Raw genomic sequence first — 18,000 nt, 5'->3', positions numbered from 1 at the left:
CAGGATCGCTAGGGTGTGCGAATGAATGATCTGGCCAATTCCACCATGACTAATAATCCCCCCAAGCGAATTGATTTCAATACGCCTGAGTTGCAACGCAAGCGTCGCATTCGCGCGCTCAAAGATCGCCTGACACGTTGGTACGTCCTGATTGGCGGCCTCGCTGTCCTCGGCGCGATCACGCTGATTTTCTTCTTCCTTGGCTACGTCGTCTTGCCCCTGTTCCAGGGTGCCAACCTGACGACCAAGGACGCCATCACGCCTGCCTGGATGCAAGATGCCGGCAAGCCGTTGATGATCTCCCTCGAAGAACAGAACCAGGTCGCCATGCGGGTTTCCGACAAGGGCCAGGCACTGTTCTTTGATATCGACAATGGCGCTGAACTCAAGCGCGTCGATCTGCCGATCCCGGCCGGTGTCAGCGTAACGTCCATCGGTGAAGACCAGCCAGGTCACCCGTTGGTCGCCGTGGGCCTGTCCGACGGTAAGGCACTGGTGTTCCGTCACACCTATAAAGTCAGCTACCCGGATGGCAAGAAAACCATCACGCCAGCGGTTGAATACCCGTACGGCGAGACGCCGATTGCACTGAACGAAGCCGGTGGCGCGCTGGAACACATCAGCCTCAACGCCAACGATTCGACGCTGATGCTGGTGGGCGCAACCGGTTCGCAACTCAATGTTTTGTCGCTGACCAGCGAAGAAAACATGATGACCGGCGAAATCACCAACGAGCAGAAACGCATCGACCTGCCGCAGATGAACGAGCCGGTGAAGAACATCTTCGTCGACCCGCGCCAGCAGTGGCTGTACGTGATCAACGGGCGTGCCCAGGCCGACGTGTTCAGCCTGCGCGACAAGAGCCTCAACGGTCGCTACAAGTTGCTTGAAGACGGTGAAGCGCAAATCACTGCCAGTACTCAACTGGTGGGCGGTATTTCGCTGATCCTCGGCGACTCCAAAGGTGGTCTGGCCCAGTGGTTCATGGCGCGCGACCCCGATGGCGAGCTGCGTCTGAAGCAGATCCGTACTTTCCAGATGGGCACCACGCCTATCGTTGAAATCAGCGCTGAAGAGCGTCGCAAAGGCTTCGTTGCCCTCGACGCCTCCGGCAAGCTCGGCGTGTTCCACAGTACCGCCCACCGTACGTTGCTGGTGGACCAGGTCGTGGAAGGCCAAGGCCTTTTCGGTCTGTCGCCGCGCGCCAACCGCATCATCGTCGAAGAGGGCGGCAAGATTCAGCCGCTGTTGCTCGACAACCCTCACCCGGAAGTATCGTGGAGCGCGTTGTGGAGCAAGGTCTGGTACGAGAACTACGACGAACCTAAATACGTCTGGCAATCGACCGCCGCCAACACTGACTTCGAACCGAAGATGAGCTTGTCTCCGTTGACCTTCGGTACTTTGAAGGCCGCGTTTTACGCGATGCTGTTGGCCGCACCACTGGCCGTCGCCGCCGCGATCTACACCGCGTACTTCATGGCACCAAGCCTGCGTCGCAAGGTCAAGCCGGTGATCGAGCTGATGGAAGCGATGCCGACAGTGATCCTCGGTTTCTTCGCCGGCCTGTTCCTCGCACCGTATGTAGAAGGGCATTTGCCGGGCATCTTCAGCCTGCTGATGCTCCTGCCGATCGGCATTCTGGTGGCGGGCTTCGTCTTCAGCCGCCTGCCTGAGTCGATCCGCCTGAAAGTGCCGGACGGCTGGGAAAGCGCGATTCTGATCCCGGTGATCCTGTTTGTGGGCTGGCTCTCGCTGTACATGAGCCCGTACATGGAAACCTGGTTCTTCGGCGGCGACATGCGCATGTGGATCTCCCACGACCTGGGCATCACCTACGACCAGCGCAACGCACTGGTGGTCGGCCTGGCCATGGGCTTCGCGGTCATCCCGAACATCTACTCCATCGCCGAAGACGCCGTGTTCAGCGTGCCTCGCGGGTTGACCCTCGGCTCCCTGGCCCTCGGTGCTACGCCGTGGCAGACCATGACTCGCGTGGTGATCCTCACCGCCAGCCCGGGTATTTTCTCGGCGCTGATGATCGGCATGGGGCGTGCGGTCGGTGAAACCATGATCGTGTTGATGGCCACCGGTAACACCCCGGTCATGGAAATGAACCTGTTCGAAGGTCTGCGCACACTGGCCGCCAACGTCGCGGTGGAAATGCCGGAGTCGGAAGTCGGCGGCAGCCACTACCGCGTGCTGTTCCTCTCGGCGCTGGTGCTGCTGTTGTTCACCTTCGTCATGAACACCCTCGCAGAACTGATTCGTCAGCGTCTGCGCAAGAAATACTCGTCGCTTTAAGCAAAGGTAGAAGTCTGTGAAACAGAACTCCCTGAATGGATGGTTCAAGAGCGGCGCCCCCGGCGTCTGGATCAGCGGTGGCGCGGTGTCCATCGCTGTCATCATGACCATTGGCCTGCTGGCCGTGATTGCCGTGCGCGGTCTGGGGCACTTCTGGCCGGCGGACCTGATCCACGCCAGCTACGACGTACCGGGCCAGGCCAATCACCTGGTCATTGGTGAAGTGGTACAGAAGGAAGAAGTCCCACGCGAGCGCCTGAAAAGTGCTGGCCTGCCGGTGCCCGATCAGGGCCCGGAGTTCATGACGCGGGAGCTGATCAAGGTCGGCAACCGTGACTTGAACGGCAACGACTTCACCTGGGTCGTCGGCGAGTGGCTGACCAATCAGAAGACGCCGCCTGAGCTGATGACCATCGAGCGTCGCGAGTGGGGCAACTTCTACGGTTACCTGGTCAACGTCAAACAAGACGGCAAAGTCATCGCTGAAGGCGAAGCGGGCTGGCCTGAGCTGCAAGCGCGTGTTGATCGCGTGAATAAACTCGCGGCACAGCTCAAGACCCTGGAAAAGGTCGACATCGGCGCGATCAACTCGGGTCTGGAACGCATTCGTTTGCACGGTCGCAAACTGGAACTGGCCGGCAAGCTGGACGCCGCTGCGCAAGCCGACATGGACGCCGAGCGCGCTGAGCTCAATGCACGTTATCAAGACATTGAAGCCCGTCTGAATGACTTGCACGCCCAGTTCAACCGCGACAGCCTCACCGCCCGCGACGCGAACGGCAAGGAAATCGAAATCAGCATCGGCAAAGTGGTTCACGCCTACCAGCCGAACGCCATGAGCACTACCACCAAAATTGGCTTCTACTTCAGCAAGGTCTGGGAATTCCTGTCCGACGACCCACGTGAAGCGAACACCGAAGGCGGGATTTTCCCGGCGATTTTCGGCACCGTGATGATGACATTGATCATGGCGATGATCGTGACGCCGTTCGGCGTACTGGCGGCGGTTTACCTGCGTGAATACGCCAAGCAGAACACATTGACCCGGATTATCCGGATCGCCGTGAACAACCTGGCCGGTGTACCGGCGATCGTCTACGGTGTGTTCGGCCTGGGCTTCTTCGTCTATGTGCTGGGTGGCTCGGTTGACCGGCTGTTCTTCCCTGAAGCCTTGCCGGCACCCACCTTCGGTACGCCGGGCCTGCTGTGGGCCTCGCTGACCCTGGCGTTGCTGGCGGTGCCAGTGGTGATCGTGGCCACCGAAGAAGGCCTGGCGCGAATCCCTCGCACTGTGCGTGAGGGCTCGTTGGCCCTTGGCGCAACCAAGGCAGAAACCTTGTGGAAGATCGTGCTGCCGATGGCCAGCCCGGCGATGATGACCGGCATGATCCTCGCCGTGGCACGCGCCGCCGGTGAAGTGGCGCCGCTGATGCTGGTCGGTGTGGTGAAACTGGCACCGTCGCTGCCACTGGATGGCAACTATCCGTACCTGCACCTGGACCAGAAGATCATGCACCTGGGCTTCCATATTTATGACGTCGGCTTCCAGAGCCCGAACGTCGAAGCCGCGCGGCCGCTGGTGTACGCCACGGCGCTGCTGCTGGTGCTGGTGATCGCGACATTGAACCTGTCGGCGGTGTACATCCGTAACCACCTGCGCGAGAAATACAAAGCGCTGGACAGCTAATACCGCCGCTCCCTGTAGGAGCACAGCTTGCTGGCGATGGCGATCTCGAAAACGCCATCGCGGGCCAGCCTTGCTCCTACAAGACGGCAACACCGCTGGCCCATCATGTGAGGCCAGCGGCCAACCGAACCGAATTTGTTAGCACAGGGAGCCTCCCATGCAGCACGAAGCACACACCCACGGCATAAACATGTCGGCACTGGGTCGCGACAAACAGAGCCTGAACCTCGAGCAGGAAACCGTGGCCATTGAAGTGCCGGGCCTGAGCCTGTTCTACGGCGAAAAACAAGCGCTGTACGACGTCAGCATGAACATCCCGAAACAGCGCGTGACCGCCTTCATCGGTCCGTCCGGCTGCGGCAAGTCCACGCTGCTGCGTACCTTCAACCGCATGAACGATCTGGTTGACGGTTGCCGTGTCGAAGGCGCGATCAACCTCTACGGCAGCAACATCTACCGTAAAGGCGAAGACGTGGCCGAGCTGCGTCGCCGTGTCGGCATGGTGTTCCAGAAGCCGAACCCGTTCCCGAAAACCATCTACGAAAACGTGGTTTACGGCTTGCGCATCCAGGGCATCAACAAGAAGCGTGTACTCGACGAAGCCGTCGAGTGGGCATTGAAAGGCGCTGCCCTGTGGGACGAAGTCAAAGACCGTCTGCACGAGTCGGCACTTGGCCTGTCCGGTGGTCAGCAACAACGTCTGGTCATCGCTCGCACCATCGCCGTGGAACCGGAAGTGCTGCTGCTCGATGAACCGTGCTCGGCACTCGACCCGATCTCCACGCTGAAAGTCGAAGAGCTGATCTACGAACTGAAATCGAAATTCACCATCGTGATCGTGACCCACAACATGCAGCAAGCCGCGCGGGTTTCCGACTACACGGCGTTCATGTACATGGGCAAACTGGTGGAATTCGGCGACACCGATACTCTGTTCACCAATCCGGCGAAGAAGCAGACCGAAGACTACATCACCGGTCGTTACGGCTAGGAAGCCTGTGGTTGCTCACTGAACTGACGCTGCGGCCCACCGCACCTTACCGGACGCTCCAAGGACGCCAACATGATTAGTAAAGAAGGCCTTACCCACCACATTTCCGCGCAGTTCAACGCCGAGCTTGAGGAAGTGCGCAGCCACCTCCTGGCCATGGGCGGGCTGGTGGAAAAGCAGGTCAACGACGCGGTCACCGCGCTGATCGAAGCCGACTCCGGTCTGGCCCAGCAGGTTCGCGAGATCGACGACCAGATCAACCAGATGGAACGCAACATCGACGAAGAATGCCTGCGCATTCTGGCCCGTCGTCAGCCGGCGGCGTCTGACTTGCGCCTGATCATCAGCATCTCCAAATCGGTGATCGACCTGGAGCGCATCGGCGACGAAGCGACCAAAATCGCCCGTCGTGCCATCCAATTGTGCGAAGAAGGTGAAGCGCCGCGCGGTTACGTCGAGGTTCGTCACATCGGCGACCAGGTGCGCAACATGGTTCGCGACGCACTGGACGCGTTTGCCCGCTTCGACGCCGACCTGGCGTTGTCGGTGGCGCAGTACGACAAGATCATCGACCGCGAATACAAGACCGCCCTGCGTGAGCTGGCGACCTACATGATGGAAGACCCACGCTCTATCTCGCGGGTCTTGAGCATCATTTGGGTGTTGCGTTCGCTGGAGCGGATCGGCGACCACGCGCGCAACATTTCGGAATTGGTGATCTACCTGGTACGCGGCACCGACGTGCGTCACTTGGGTCTCAAGCGCATGAAGGAAGAAGTTGAAGGAACAAGCGGTGAAACCGCTAATGTTCCGGGCAAAGCTGACGATAAGTAAGACTGCCCAAGAAAAACGCCCGGTCCTTTGGCCGGGCGTTTTTGCAGGTGGTTTTCGACGTTAGAAGCAGCACCCGCGAACGAAAAGTCCCGGCGTGACTGAAGGTTTTTGGCAATGTGCCATCAGCAAGACGGTATGCTTGCCGGGATTTTTTCGAGGGGTGATGGATGAGCAAGATCAGCATATTGGTGGTGGACGATGCAGCGTTCATTCGTGACCTGGTAAAAAAGTGCCTGCGTAACTACTTCCCGGGTATTCGCACCGAAGATGCCATCAACGGCAAGAAGGCTCAGGCCATGTTGGCCAGGGAAGCGTTCGACCTGGTCCTGTGCGACTGGGAGATGCCGGAAATGTCTGGCCTGGAACTGCTGACCTGGTGCCGCGAGCAGGACAATCTCAAGACCATGCCCTTCGTGATGGTCACCAGCCGTGGCGACAAAGAGAACGTGGTCCAGGCGATTCAGGCCGGCGTTTCCGGCTATGTCAGCAAGCCGTTCACTAACGAGCAACTGTTGACCAAGGTCAAGCAGGCCCTGAACAAGGTCGGCAAACTTGATGCCTTGATGAGTGGCGCGCCGACCAAGATGAACTCGGCCTTCGGTAACGACTCCCTGAGCGCGTTGACCGGTGGCAAGGCTGCCGTGGTCGCACCGACTCCGGCTGCCGCACCGTCTAAAGGTCTGCTCAACAGCCCACCGGTCAAGGCACCGGCTACTGCCGCAGCGCCTGCCGGCGGTCGCGGTCAAGGTCAGCTGCGTTTGCCCAGCGGCATTCAGCAATGCGTGATCAAGGCCTTGAGCATCAAGGAAGCGCTGCTGGTGATCAAACGCACCGACACGCTGCCGCAGATCCTCGACAGCGCGGTACTCGACCTGGAGCAGGGTGAGAACGCTGAAATCGCCCGCCTCAACGGATACCTGCACGCGGTCGTCGCCCACGAGCCAAAACCCGACAGCGACTGGTTGCAACTGACCTTCCGCTTCGTCGACCAGGATGCTCAGAAGCTCGATTACATCTCCCGCCTGATTGCTCGTGGTACCGCGCAGAAGCATTTCATACCGGGCGCGTGATCTTCGCCGCCTGACAGTCCGCCATCGCGAGCAGGCTCGCTCCTACATGATCGTTCCCACGCTCTGCGTGGGAAGGCCTCCCCGGACGCTCCGCATCTGCTTCGCTGCATCCCCGCACGAAGCGTGGGAGCGATCATTTGAAACATCTGTCGACTAGCCGGGTCCATTGCACCTGCTAGGCTCCATTTGATGCCTTACTCGACAGAATCCTGCCCATGTTCACGCGACTGCTGTTTTTTTGTGGGCTGTTTATGGCCGCCACCTCGGCGATGGCCGTGACGGTCTACAAGTCCACCGATGCCAATGGCGTGGTCTCCTACAGTGACCGTCCCACCAAAGGCTCGAAGGTGTTCGTTTTTCAGGATCGGATGGAAGAGCACCTTGAACGTCAGGTGTACCTCGTGTTCATGAAGAAGGACGGTGTGCACAGTGTGTACGTGCGCAATAACCTGTATGCGCCGGTTGAGGTCGGGTTGGGTTTCACCGGGTTGAAGAACGTCAGCGGCGCCCCGAGTCGACCTATTCGCAAGGTGTTGCCGGCGCGCAGCAGCATTCGTGTCGCAGTGCTCACGGCGGCGCAGGCCGGAAGACCGCTCGTGTACACCCCGAAGTTCGAATATTCCCTGGGCGACCCATCAGGGGCCGCCATGGTGGGCTATCGCTACCCGCTGCCCTGGCGGGGCGGTCCGTTTCGCGTGAGTCAGGGCGCCAATGGCCAATACAGTCACTTCGGGCCGAAGAATCGCTACGCCATGGACATCGTCATGCCGGAGGGCACGCCGATCATTGCAGCGCGTGGCGGCGTGGTGGTGAAAACCGAGAGCGGGCAGAGCGGGCGCGGCACGGACCCGTCGGGCAATTTCGTACGGGTGCTGCACAACGACGGGACCATGGGCGTGTATTTGCACCTCAAGCGAGGCTCGGTCTGTGTTCGCGAGGGGCAACAAGTGACGGTGGGCAGTGCGCTGGGGTTGTCGGGCAATACCGGCAACAGCAGCGGGCCGCACCTGCACTTTGTAGTGCAACGCAATACCGGGCTGGGGCTGGTATCAATTCCGTACCAGTTCAAGCAACCGGTCGGGGTGTTGCCCAACTTTGCGTTGGGCAAGAAGTGAAGGCGACACCGATCCCTGTAGGAGCCGAGCTTGCTCGCGATAGCGGTGTGTCAGACACGGTGATGTTGGATATTAAGCCGTCATCGCGAGCCAGCTCGGCTCCCACAGGTTTTGGGCTTAATCGAGCATCAACACCTTGGCCAGAATGATCTTCGGCCCTTTCATCTTCTTGATGATGATCCGCAAGCCTTCGACTTCCAGTACTTCTTCCTCTTCCGGCACCCGCTTCAGGCTTTCGTAGACCAGCCCGGCGAGGGTTTCAGCTTCGACGTGATCCAGATCGATGCCCAACAGGCGTTCGACCTTGAACAGCGGCGTATCGCCACGCACCAGCAGTTTGCCCGGCTGGTAGGCGAGGATCCCGCGCTCGGCCTTGCGGTGTTCGTCCTGAATGTCGCCGACCAGTACTTCCAGCACGTCTTCCATGGTCAGGTAGCCGATGATGTTGCCGTCGGCCTCCTCAACCACCGCGAAGTGCGAGCCGCCCTTGCGGAACTGCTCCAGCAATTGCGACAGCGGCATGTGCCGCGAAACGCGCTCCAGTGGACGGGTCAGTTCGGCCAGGTTGAACGACTCGGGGATATGGTCCAGCGCCGCCAGTTCCAGCAGCAGGTCCTTGATGTGCAGCAGACCGACGAACTCCTGACGATCGCTGTCGTACACCGGGTAACGGCTGAACTTGTGGCGACGGAACATCGCCAGGATTTCCTTGAGTGGCGCATTGAATTCCAGCGTCACCAGGTCTTCGCGGGAGTTGGCCCAGTCGACCACTTCCAGCTCGCCCATTTCCACCGCCGAAGCCAAAACGCGCATGCCTTGGTCGCTCGGGTCCTGGCCACGACTGGAGTGCAGGATCAGCTTCAACTCTTCGCGGCTGTAATGGTGCTCGTGATGCGGGCCGGGTTCACCCTGGCCGGCGATACGCAGAATCGTGTTGGCGCTGGCGTTCAACAGGTAGATGGCCGGGTACATGGCCCAGTAGAACAGGTACAGCGGCACCGCGGTCCAGAGCGACAGCAGCTCGGGTTTGCGAATGGCCCAGGATTTGGGGGCCAGTTCACCGACCACGATGTGCAGGTACGAAATGATGAAGAACGCGGTGAAGAACGACACGCCCTTGACCACTTCGGCGGACTCAACACCAACGGCGCTCAGCAGCGGTTCCAGAATGTGCGCGAACGCCGGTTCACCGACCCAGCCAAGGCCCAGGGAGGCGAGGGTGATACCCAATTGGCACGCCGACAGGTAGGCATCGAGCTGACTGTGAACGGTGCGCAGGATATGCCCGCGCCAGCCGTTTTTATCGGCGATGGCCTCGACCCGGGTCGAGCGCAATTTGACCATGGCAAATTCGGCCGCAACGAAAAATCCGTTGAGCAAAACCAGGATCAGAGCAAAAAGAATCATGCCGAAATCGGCGAAGAGTGTTGCGAGGGTCAAGCCAGGGGAAGGGTCCATGATGGAGTTTTGCGGGTTCCGTGTATTCAAGAGGAATGGAAAAAGTGCACCTGAAAGGCAGGCACAAGTCAGCCAATGTAGCGGCTGACTCGGTAATTGCCTAGTGGCCAGTGCTGGCCGGTATCAGTCGGCGGTCTTGAGGACCTGCAATTTGGCCACCTGCGCCGGCGCAAAGTGGCAGGTAAAGGTACTGCCATGCCCCGGCACACTGCTGATTTCCATCCGCGCACGGTGGCGCAGCAACACGTGTTTGACGATGGCCAGGCCCAGGCCGGTGCCGCCGGTGTTGGAATTGCGGCTGGAGTCGACGCGGTAGAAACGTTCGGTCAGGCGCGGCAGGTGTTTGCTGTCGATGCCGATCCCGGAGTCCTGCACGCTCAGGTGCGCGCCTTGCTCGTCAGCCCACCAGCGAATGCGGATAGAGCCTTCGGCCGGGGTGTATTTCACCGCGTTGAACACCAGGTTGGAAAACGCACTGCGCAGTTCCGCTTCACTGCCCTTGAGCAAAATCCTCGGGTCGGCTTCAAGCGTGATGTGCTGGTTTTTCTGGGCGGACAACTGCTGGGCGTCGCTCTTGATGGACTGCAACAAGCCGTCAATTACCACGGGTTGGTTGTCCGACGGGTAATCGGTGGCTTCCAGTTTGGCTAGCAGCAGCAAGTCATTGAGCAATGTCTGCATGCGCCCGCCTTGTTGCTGCATCTGCTGCAAGGCGCGGGTCCAGCGCGGATTCACTTCCTCGGCATTGTCGAGCAGGGTTTCCAGATAGCCGCAGATCACCGTCAGCGGCGTGCGCAACTCATGGGAGACGTTGGCGATGAAGTCTTTACGCATTTGTTCCAGCTGATGAATGCGTGTGACGTCGCGCACCAGCATCAAGTGTTCGTTGTTGCCGTAGCGTGTGATGTACAGCTGAATGCGCACGCGATCATTGGTTGGCGACGGGATTTCCAGCGGTTCGGCGTAGCTGCTCTGATCGAAATATTCCTTGAAGCGCGGGTGGCGCACCAGGTTGGTCACTGGCTGGCCGCTGTCTTGCGGGGTCTTGAGGCCGAGCAGGGTTTCGGCGGCGCGGTTCCACCATTCCAGGTTGCCATCGCTGTCGAGCATGATCACCGCGTCTTTGAGCGCGGCGGTGGACTCCTGGACCCGGTCGATCACCGCTTGCAGACGCCCGCGTACCCGTTGGTCGCGGCGTTGCAGGTGATAAATGCTGTCGAATACCTCGCCCCACAGGCCATAGCCGTCGGGCGGTGCTTCATCGGGTGTGTGCAGGCGCAGCCATTCGTGCAGGCGCAGCAGTTGCTTGAGGGTCCAGGCCAGATAAATGCCCAGGCCTGCGGCGAGGCTCCAGCCGTAGTAGCCGGTAATCAGGCCGATCACCAGGCAACCGGTGACCAGTAACAGCATGTGGCGAATCAGGGTGCCATGCCAGTTTTGGTTCACGGAAACATGCGTCCTTGTCGGCTTGTCGGGCGGGTAAGGGCAGTATCAGGCCTTGGTGGAAAACCGGTAGCCTGTACCGCGCACGGTTTGTACCAGATTTTCATAAGCATCGCCGAGGGCTTTGCGCAGACGACGGATGTGCACGTCGACGGTGCGTTCTTCGACGTAGACATTGCCGCCCCAGACCTGATCCAGCAATTGCCCACGAGTGTAGGCACGTTCCTGGTGGGTCATGAAAAACTGCAGCAGGCGGTATTCGGTCGGGCCCATCTCGGCAGGTTTGCCGTCGATGGTCACGCGGTGGCTGATCGGGTCCAGCAGCAAGCCGCCGACTTCAATCGGCGCCTCGCCATCGGTGGGGCCGGCACGGCGTAGCACGGCTTTGAGGCGGGCTACCAGTTCGCGTGGGGAAAACGGCTTGGTGATGTAGTCGTCAGCGCCGACTTCCAGGCCCTGGATCTTGTTGTCCTCTTCACCCTTGGCGGTGAGCATGATGATCGGGATGTCCCCGGTCAGCTCATCACGCTTGAGACGGCGGGCCAACTCGATACCGGAGGTGCCGGGCAGCATCCAGTCGAGCAGGATCAAGTCCGGCTTGCGGTCGACGATGATGGCATGGGCCTGCTGAGAGTTCTCGGCCTCCAGGCAGTCATAGCCGGCCATTTCCAACGCAACGGCGATCATTTCGCGAATGGGCGCTTCGTCGTCGACGATCAGAATGCTCCTGCCAACCATGCCTTAATCCTCTTGTCATTTAACTGTCTTGCGCCGCATTAGATAACGGAATTATTGCAGTCGTGTGACAGTATTTTAGACGCCCGGCGATTGTCATGAACCTGGACTAAGCTCTAAGTCCGAATCCTGACAACCACAAAAGGAAGGTTTCCATGAAGCAATACTCGTATTCCTTTAAGGCCCTGATGCTTAGTGCGGTCCTGGCTTTGCCAACGATGGCCTTCGCAGCTGATCCTGTGATGATGAAAGACGGCATGATGGTCGACCATAAAGGCATGACCCTGTACACGTTCGACAAGGACACTGCCGGCAAGTCCTCGTGCACCGGTGAGTGTTTGGAGTACTGGCCACCGTTCATTGCAGAGGCGGGCGCCAAGCCTGAAGGTAAATGGTCAATCATCAAGCGTGACGATGGCAGAATGCAGTGGGCCTACGGCGGCAAACCGTTGTACTACTTCAAGAAGGACGAGAAAGCCGGGGAAATGAAGGGTGACAAGATGAAAGATGTCTGGCACGTCGTTCGCGAGCATATGTAACGGAAGTTGCGAACCTTAATGGATCGTAGCCCGGTAGCAGCTGGCGTAGCCTGCGTCCGGCTGCGCAGCAGTCGTAAAGTCTGCTCACGCGGTGCATCAGATGAACCGCGGGTTCAGGATTTACGACTGCTGCGCAGCCGGACGCAGCCTTCGGCAGCTGCTACATAAAGCGTGTCCATCAGCGAAACGCGTAATCCAGCACAATCCCGACAAAAATCGCCAATCCGGCCCAATGGTTGTGCAAGAACGCCTTGAAACAACGCATCCGGTCACGGTCGCGGGTGTACCAGAACTCCCACGCAAAACAGCCCGCCGCCGCCAGCAAGCCTAGATGGAACCAGCCCCCGAGCTCGAACTTCGACCCGGCCAGCAACAAGCAACCCAGCGCCAACCCTTGCAACGTCAGGATGATCACCCGGTCCGCATCGCCAAACAGAATCGCTGTGGACTTCACCCCGATCTTCAGGTCGTCATCGCGGTCGGTCATTGCGTAATACGTGTCGTAACCCACGGTCCACAGCAGGTTGGCGATCCACAACAGCCACGCCACGGCCGGCAGTTCCCCGGTTTCTGCGGTGAACGCCATCGGCATCCCCCAGGAAAACGCGGCGCCCAGCACCACTTGCGGGTAATAGGTGTAGCGCTTCATGAACGGATAGGTGAACGCCAGCGCCAGCCCGCCCAGCGACAACCAGATCGTCGGCGCGTTGGTGCACAGCACCAACAGGAAACTCACGCCCATCAACAGCGCAAAGAACACCAACGCTTCTTTCGAACTGATCTTGCCGCTGGCCAGTGGCCGTTGCGCGGTGCGTTTCACGTGGCCGTCGACCTTGCGGTCCGCCCAGTCGTTGATCACACAACCACCGGCGCGGGTCAGCACCACGCCGAGGACGAAAATCACCACGTTGGCCAAGGAGGGCGAACCTTTACCGGCAATCCACAACGCCCACAAGGTCGGCCACAGCAGCAGGTAAATGCCGATGGGTTTGTCCATGCGCGTCAGTTGAATGAAATCCCAGGCCCGAGGATTCAAGCGGTTCAGGGACTTGAGCAGGCTCTGGTACATCAACAGTTCTCCGGATGGGCGCGGGTGGCGTTCCATAAGGTCGGCAGGAAGATCTCGGCCACCAACACGCTCAAGGCGCCGCGGTCGAATCGCGAACGCCGGCCCCACAGCTCAGGTGCCCGGCATTCCTGCGGCAGCCATGCTTGAGGATAGTGACAAACCTCGATGGCGCGGCGCTGGAACGCATGATCGCAAAACAGCAATTCCCCCAGGGAGCGGCTGCCCAATTCGTCCATGTGCAAACCATCGCCCTGCAGCGCGCTGCGTGCCGCCACGCTGCGGGCAAACACCCATGCCTCGCCGTGACCGCGCAGATACACCTCGCGAACCCAGCCCTCGCTGCCTTCGGCCAGGTCCAGCGCAGCACATTCGTCGGTGCGCAGCAGTTGCCAGCCTTCGAACAGCGGCGTGACGCTGAAGCGGTCATTCGACAAACGGATCAAACGTCGGGTCAGGGAGCCTTCGTCGAACAGCCAGTCGAGAATAGAGGCGTCGGGACGGGGAGTGAGTTGGCCTTGGGTGAGCCACAGCGGGGATTTTGAGTGCGGCACAGTGAGTCATTATTGGCAGCAAATGAGGCGGCGAGCTTACCATGTCAGCCGGCGATTTTGATTGACCGCGGCCGCCGTCGCGCCGAACAGGCTTGCATCTGACGGGCCCGATCAGTACAAAACGCCCTGAGCCGGACGGCAGCGCTGCAACCATCGACCGTTCGCGCCGGCAATACGCCTGAATCCTGAGGATGAACCAAATGAAAAAATGGCAATGTGTGGTCTGTGGCCTTATCTATAACGAAGCCGACGGCTGGCCGGACGACGGCATTGCGCCGGGCACGCTGTGGCAAGACGTGCCGGAAGACTGGCTGTGCCCGGACTGCGGCGTGGGCAAGATGGATTTCGAAATGATCGAAATCGCTGCTTAAAACAATTAGAGGAGTAAGGAATGAACGCACCTGTCGTGATCGTCGGTACCGGGCTGGCCGGGTACAACCTGGCCCGGGAGTTTCGCAAGCTCGACAGCGAAACCCCGTTGCTCCTGATTACCGCCGATGACGGGCGTTCCTACTCCAAGCCGATGCTTTCCACCGGTTTCGGCAAAAACAAAGACGCCGACGGCCTGAGCATGGCCGAACCCGGTACCATGGCCGAGACGCTGAAGGCCGAAGTGCGTACGCACACGCGCATCAGTGGCATCGACCCGGGCCACAAGCGCTTGTGGATCGGTGAGGAAGCGGTGATCTACCGTGACCTGATTCTGGCCTGGGGTGCCGAAACTGTGCGGGTGCCAATTGACGGCGACGCAGCGGATTGCGTGTTCCCGATCAACGATCTGGAAGATTACGCCCGCTTTCGTGCGGCGGCGGCCGGCAAGCGTCGGGTGTTGCTGCTCGGCGCCGGCCTGATCGGTTGCGAGTTCGCCAATGACCTGAGCCTTGGCGGCTACCAGGTGCAACTGGTCGCACCGTGCGAGCAAGTGATGCCGACCCTGCTGCACCCGGCCGCCGCGGCTGCCGTCCAGGCCGGTCTGGAAAGCCTTGGCGCACGCTTCCACCTCGGGCCGGTGCTCAATCGCTTGCAGCGAGTGGCTGACGGTCTGGAAGCGCATCTGTCCGATGGTCAGGTGATTCCTTGTGACGTCGTGGTCTCGGCCATCGGTCTGCGCCCGCGTATTGATCTGGCGGCTGCGGCCGGCGTGCAAGTCAATCGAGGCGTGGTGGTCGACCGTCACCTGAAAACCTCCCATGACAATATCTACGCACTGGGCGACTGCGCCGAAGTTGATGGGCTGAACTTGCTGTACGTCATGCCGTTGATGAGCTGCGCCCGAGCGCTGGCCCAGACCCTGGCCGGAACCCCTGCGGCGGTGAGTTATGGCCCGATGCCAATCACCGTGAAAACCCCGGTGTGCCCATTGGTGGTCTCGCCGCCACCACGCGGTACCGAGGGCGTCTGGACGGTCGAAGGGCAGGGCGCCGACATCAAGGTCTTATGCCGCGATGCGGGCGGAAAACTGCTCGGTTATGCCCTGACAGGCGCCGCGGTGATGGAAAAACTGGCCCTCAACAAAGAGCTTCCGGCACTGCTGGCGTAAATGCCGGTCGTTCTGTCGGAATCACCCCTGTTTTGCCCCTACAAACCGCGCGCCGAGACTGGCGCGGCTCCTCCGTGCGTGCCATCCTCACTCCCGTCTGCCGCAGAGTAGAGCACCTGCGGCGCTTTGGGCGCTGCTCCGCAGAGAGCAGCACGGACATAACAACAAAAAACCGTCAAAGGGGCTTCACTAATATGCGTAAACCAGAACTCGCCGCAGCAATTGCTGAAAAAGCAGATCTCACCAAAGAGCAGGCCAACCGCGTTCTCAACGCCGTTCTCGAAGAAATCACCGGCGCTCTGCATCGCAAGGACAGCGTCACGCTGGTGGGCTTCGGTACCTTCCTGCAACGCCACCGCGGTGCCCGCACCGGCAAAAACCCGCAAACCGGTGAGCCCGTCAAAATCAAGGCCAGCAACACTGTTGCCTTCAAGCCAGGCAAATCGTTGAAAGACAGCGTTAATCCATAATTGCGGCGAACTCCCTGAATAACGGGGAGAACCGTACTGAAAAATGGGCATGCCGATTAATTCGGATGCCCATTTTTTATGGGCGCAGACAAGAGAGTTGTATGCAGTTTGTGGACTGATAAATACATTATGGAACTATAGTTTTGACATTCGGATTAATGCCTTGCCCATCCATTGAAAGCGTCGGGGATATATAGGGCGCCATCATGGCGATGGCACTTTCTTAACTGTCCATTGTCCTGCTTCGATTTGTTCAATATCGATCTCTGTGTTTCAGACGAATCCTACATTAATTGTCTTCTATTGTTGGCATGCTGCACGACCGCCAATGCAAGGCGTTGCTTCGGATTCCGAAGATGTTTAACGCGAGGCTCTGGCTCAGTGCTTTCGGGGGCTTCTGATGAAGGCAGTAATATTAAAAGGCCGTCAGGGTAACCCCTGTCTCATATAGGGAAATCTCCTACACGTAACAAAGAACACTTCATCTTGTTGTTTAATCAGGTGCTTGCTAGTGGCCATCATTGTGATTACGATGCGCCCACTTGAAAGAGCACGAACTCAATTGGATGAGACTTCTCGCAGCTCTTTGATACTGTCCATGCCCCCTGAAATCTTCATTGGGCGTACGACCGTAATCCTAATTAAAGGCCATGGATGTCCTACTCAAGCAAACTTTCCGCGCATTATCTCGAACTCGCAAAAGTCTCTGTTTCCAAAGAGAATTTCGCGGGCGAGGACGTTCGCTTTTCGGGCGAATTTGAAGCACTGGAAAGTGAGCTGGCGAAAGCCTCGTCCATGCACGAAAGCGGTCAGATCGACTGGCTGAAAATCCGTGAAAACAGTGAAAACCTGCTGCGAACCCAGTCCAAGGACTTGCGGGTTGGCGCCTGGCTGACCTGGGCGTTGTACCAGCGCGAATCCTTCCAGGGCTTGTTGGCCGGCCTCGGCTTGCTGCACTACCTGTGCGAAAGCCAGTGGGCCGAAGTCCACCCGAACAAGGCCCGCACCCGCTCCGCTGCCATCAGTTGGCTGGTGCCGCGTCTGGAGCAGGTGCTCACCGAAAACGTCGCGATCAAAGAGCAGTTGCCGATGTTCCGGCGGCTGGTCGAACACCTTGAAGGCCTCGACGCCGCTTGCACCGAGCACCTGGGCGACGATGCGCCGCTGTTGCTGCCGATCTCCCGTCGCCTGAAAAGCATGGTGCAGCGCGCTGCCGACAATCAGCCGGAACCCGGTGTGGTCGGCGCCGCAGTCGCTCAGGTCAAACAAGCCGCCACGCAGTTGTTCACCCCCGGCGCACCGATCGACAACGAAAAAGAAGCCCACAAGGCCTTGCGCGCTCAGCAAGAGAGCGCGCGGCCGTTGTGTGCCTGGTGGCTCAAGCAGAAAGCCACCGACTTGCGCGCCTTGCGCCTCAATCGCACGTTGCTTTGGTTGCCGATCGATTCCGTCCCCGAGCGCAATGCCGAGCAAATCACCGTGCTGCGCGGCTTGCCGGCGGACAAGCTCAAGGTCTATCAGGACCGCTACGATCAGGGCAAATACGCTGACCTGTTGGTGGAACTGGAGGCGAGCCTGGCGAAGGCGCCGTTCTGGTTCGATGGCCAGCGGATGGTCTGGGAATGCCTTCAGGCCCTGAACGCCGAGATGGCCATGCGCGAAGTGGAAATCCACTTCGCGCTTTTGATTCAGCGCCTGCCTGGCATCGTCGAGTTGCGTTACCACGATGGCGCCCCGTTTGCCGATCCGTCCACCCGGGCGTGGATCGCCGCCAATGTCATGCCGCACCTGCAAAGCGCCAGTGCGCCGCGCAAAGTCGAAACCGACGTCGAAACCCAGCCGGCCTGGGAACTGGCCCTGGAAGAAGTCCTGCCGATTCTGCGCAAGGACGGCCTCAAGGCCGCCGTGCAGATCCTCAAGCAAGGCCTGCAAAGCGCTCAGGGCGGGCGCGTTCGATTCTTCTGGCAGTTCGCCCTCGCGCGGTTGTGCTTCATGGCCAAGAAATACGAACTGGCCAAGACCCAACTCGAAACACTGGACCAAACATTACAGGACTCAGGCCTGAACGCCTGGGAGCCCGATCTTGCGCTGGAAGTGCTGCATTTACTGCATAGCTGCTGCGAGTTGTTGCCGCAGAACCATGCCGTACGTGAACGCAAGGAAGAGATTTATCGCAGGCTGTGCCACCTCGATC

16 protein-coding genes are annotated in these 18,000 nt (G+C 59.5%); 11 read left to right on the top strand and 5 right to left on the bottom strand.

Translation table 11 applies throughout. The features are described 5' to 3' along the window. Window positions 1-21 precede the first annotated feature (21 nt). The 6 genes from C7534_RS19870 to C7534_RS19845 all read left to right on the top strand — a co-directional run bounded on the left by C7534_RS19870 (window position 22) and on the right by C7534_RS19845 (window position 8,001). On the top strand, window positions 22-2,304 hold the full coding sequence (locus C7534_RS19870; RefSeq protein ID WP_046030756.1) for an ABC transporter permease subunit: 2,283 nt from the start codon (window positions 22-24) through the stop codon (window positions 2,302-2,304). Window positions 2,305-2,320: 16 nt separating this feature from the next. Next, on the top strand, window positions 2,321-3,991 hold the full coding sequence (gene pstA, locus C7534_RS19865; protein ID WP_109786770.1) for a phosphate ABC transporter permease PstA: 1,671 nt from the start codon (window positions 2,321-2,323) through the stop codon (window positions 3,989-3,991). Between the two features lie 157 nt (window positions 3,992-4,148). Then, entirely contained in the window at window positions 4,149-4,982 is an 834-nt protein-coding gene (gene pstB / locus C7534_RS19860) for a phosphate ABC transporter ATP-binding protein PstB (protein WP_008018291.1), read from the top strand. A 72-nt stretch (window positions 4,983-5,054) separates the two neighbouring features. Beyond that, the gene (gene phoU, locus C7534_RS19855) at window positions 5,055-5,816 is read left to right on the top strand and encodes a phosphate signaling complex protein PhoU (RefSeq protein ID WP_008150055.1); all 762 of its coding nucleotides are present in this window, start codon (window positions 5,055-5,057) and stop codon (window positions 5,814-5,816) included. A 167-nt stretch (window positions 5,817-5,983) separates the two neighbouring features. Continuing rightward, window positions 5,984-6,886, top strand: coding sequence for a response regulator (locus C7534_RS19850; protein WP_046030751.1), 903 nt, complete (start codon window positions 5,984-5,986; stop codon window positions 6,884-6,886). 215 nt (window positions 6,887-7,101) lie between these two features. Continuing rightward, a complete protein-coding gene (locus tag C7534_RS19845) occupies window positions 7,102-8,001 on the top strand; it encodes a peptidoglycan DD-metalloendopeptidase family protein (protein ID WP_046030750.1) in 900 nt (299 codons plus the stop codon). Window positions 8,002-8,118: 117 nt separating this feature from the next. Here the strand turns inward: C7534_RS19845 and C7534_RS19840 are convergent, their stop codons facing one another. The 3 genes from C7534_RS19840 to phoB form a co-directional block, all read right to left on the bottom strand. Next, entirely contained in the window at window positions 8,119-9,459 is a 1,341-nt protein-coding gene (locus C7534_RS19840; protein ID WP_046030749.1) for a hemolysin family protein, read from the bottom strand. Between the two features lie 123 nt (window positions 9,460-9,582). Further along, window positions 9,583-10,869 (bottom strand): phosphate regulon sensor histidine kinase PhoR, encoded by a 1,287-nt coding sequence (gene phoR / locus C7534_RS19835; RefSeq protein ID WP_256594787.1) that lies wholly within the window; start codon window positions 10,867-10,869, stop codon window positions 9,583-9,585. A gap of 81 nt (window positions 10,870-10,950) precedes the next feature. Further along, window positions 10,951-11,640, bottom strand: a complete 690-nt coding sequence (phoB, locus tag C7534_RS19830) for a phosphate regulon transcriptional regulator PhoB (RefSeq protein ID WP_007896474.1) — start codon at window positions 11,638-11,640, stop codon at window positions 10,951-10,953. A gap of 152 nt (window positions 11,641-11,792) precedes the next feature. Between phoB and C7534_RS19825 the strand changes: the two genes are divergently transcribed. Then, window positions 11,793-12,176, top strand: coding sequence for a COG4315 family predicted lipoprotein (locus C7534_RS19825; protein WP_109786768.1), 384 nt, complete (start codon window positions 11,793-11,795; stop codon window positions 12,174-12,176). A gap of 178 nt (window positions 12,177-12,354) precedes the next feature. Here C7534_RS19825 and ubiA read toward each other — a convergent pair whose 3' ends face one another. Beyond that, on the bottom strand, window positions 12,355-13,245 hold the full coding sequence (gene ubiA, locus C7534_RS19820) for a 4-hydroxybenzoate octaprenyltransferase (protein ID WP_046030740.1): 891 nt from the start codon (window positions 13,243-13,245) through the stop codon (window positions 12,355-12,357). Beyond that, on the bottom strand, window positions 13,245-13,796 hold the full coding sequence (locus C7534_RS19815) for a chorismate--pyruvate lyase family protein (protein ID WP_109786767.1): 552 nt from the start codon (window positions 13,794-13,796) through the stop codon (window positions 13,245-13,247). Before C7534_RS19815 ends, ubiA begins: the two co-directional genes overlap by 1 nt. Window positions 13,797-13,996: 200 nt before the next feature. Here C7534_RS19815 and C7534_RS19810 point away from each other — a divergent pair, with 200 nt between their 5' ends. From C7534_RS19810 to tssA, 4 genes are all read left to right on the top strand, one after another. Further along, window positions 13,997-14,167 carry a rubredoxin gene (locus C7534_RS19810; RefSeq protein WP_007942683.1) on the top strand — a complete coding sequence of 57 codons (171 nt, stop codon included), beginning with the start codon at window positions 13,997-13,999 and terminating at the stop codon, window positions 14,165-14,167. A 20-nt stretch (window positions 14,168-14,187) separates the two neighbouring features. After that, a complete protein-coding gene (locus C7534_RS19805) occupies window positions 14,188-15,336 on the top strand; it encodes an NAD(P)/FAD-dependent oxidoreductase (RefSeq protein WP_109786766.1) in 1,149 nt (382 codons plus the stop codon). 194 nt (window positions 15,337-15,530) lie between these two features. Next, the gene (locus tag C7534_RS19800; RefSeq protein ID WP_003213368.1) at window positions 15,531-15,806 is read left to right on the top strand and encodes an HU family DNA-binding protein; all 276 of its coding nucleotides are present in this window, start codon (window positions 15,531-15,533) and stop codon (window positions 15,804-15,806) included. Between the two features lie 654 nt (window positions 15,807-16,460). Further along, the coding region (tssA, locus tag C7534_RS19795) for a type VI secretion system protein TssA (protein ID WP_109786765.1) at window positions 16,461-18,000 on the top strand (1,540 nt) is incomplete at its 3' end.

It is taken from the genome of Pseudomonas sp. OV226 (assembly GCF_003148705.1).
Lineage (GTDB): Bacteria > Pseudomonadota > Gammaproteobacteria > Pseudomonadales > Pseudomonadaceae > Aquipseudomonas.
The sequence above is the reverse complement of the archived record's forward strand: the minus strand, read 5'-3'. Positions and strand labels throughout refer to the sequence as shown.

Bases quoted from the DNA above. Each gene is read 5' to 3' on its own strand.
- C7534_RS19870 (WP_046030756.1), top strand. From the start codon at position 22: ATGAATGATCTGGCCAATTCCACCATGACTAATAATCCCCCCAAGCGA.
- pstB (WP_008018291.1), top strand. From the start codon at position 4,149: ATGCAGCACGAAGCACACACCCACGGCATAAACATGTCGGCACTGGGT.
- phoU (WP_008150055.1), top strand. From the start codon at position 5,055: ATGATTAGTAAAGAAGGCCTTACCCACCACATTTCCGCGCAGTTCAAC.
- C7534_RS19850 (WP_046030751.1), top strand. From the start codon at position 5,984: ATGAGCAAGATCAGCATATTGGTGGTGGACGATGCAGCGTTCATTCGT.
- C7534_RS19845 (WP_046030750.1), top strand. From the start codon at position 7,102: ATGTTCACGCGACTGCTGTTTTTTTGTGGGCTGTTTATGGCCGCCACC.
- C7534_RS19840 (WP_046030749.1), bottom strand. From the start codon at position 9,459: ATGGACCCTTCCCCTGGCTTGACCCTCGCAACACTCTTCGCCGATTTC.
- phoR (WP_256594787.1), bottom strand. From the start codon at position 10,869: ATGCTGTTACTGGTCACCGGTTGCCTGGTGATCGGCCTGATTACCGGC.
- phoB (WP_007896474.1), bottom strand. From the start codon at position 11,640: ATGGTTGGCAGGAGCATTCTGATCGTCGACGACGAAGCGCCCATTCGC.
- C7534_RS19825 (WP_109786768.1), top strand. From the start codon at position 11,793: ATGAAGCAATACTCGTATTCCTTTAAGGCCCTGATGCTTAGTGCGGTC.
- ubiA (WP_046030740.1), bottom strand. From the start codon at position 13,245: ATGTACCAGAGCCTGCTCAAGTCCCTGAACCGCTTGAATCCTCGGGCC.
- C7534_RS19810 (WP_007942683.1), top strand. From the start codon at position 13,997: ATGAAAAAATGGCAATGTGTGGTCTGTGGCCTTATCTATAACGAAGCC.
- C7534_RS19805 (WP_109786766.1), top strand. From the start codon at position 14,188: ATGAACGCACCTGTCGTGATCGTCGGTACCGGGCTGGCCGGGTACAAC.
- C7534_RS19800 (WP_003213368.1), top strand. From the start codon at position 15,531: ATGCGTAAACCAGAACTCGCCGCAGCAATTGCTGAAAAAGCAGATCTC.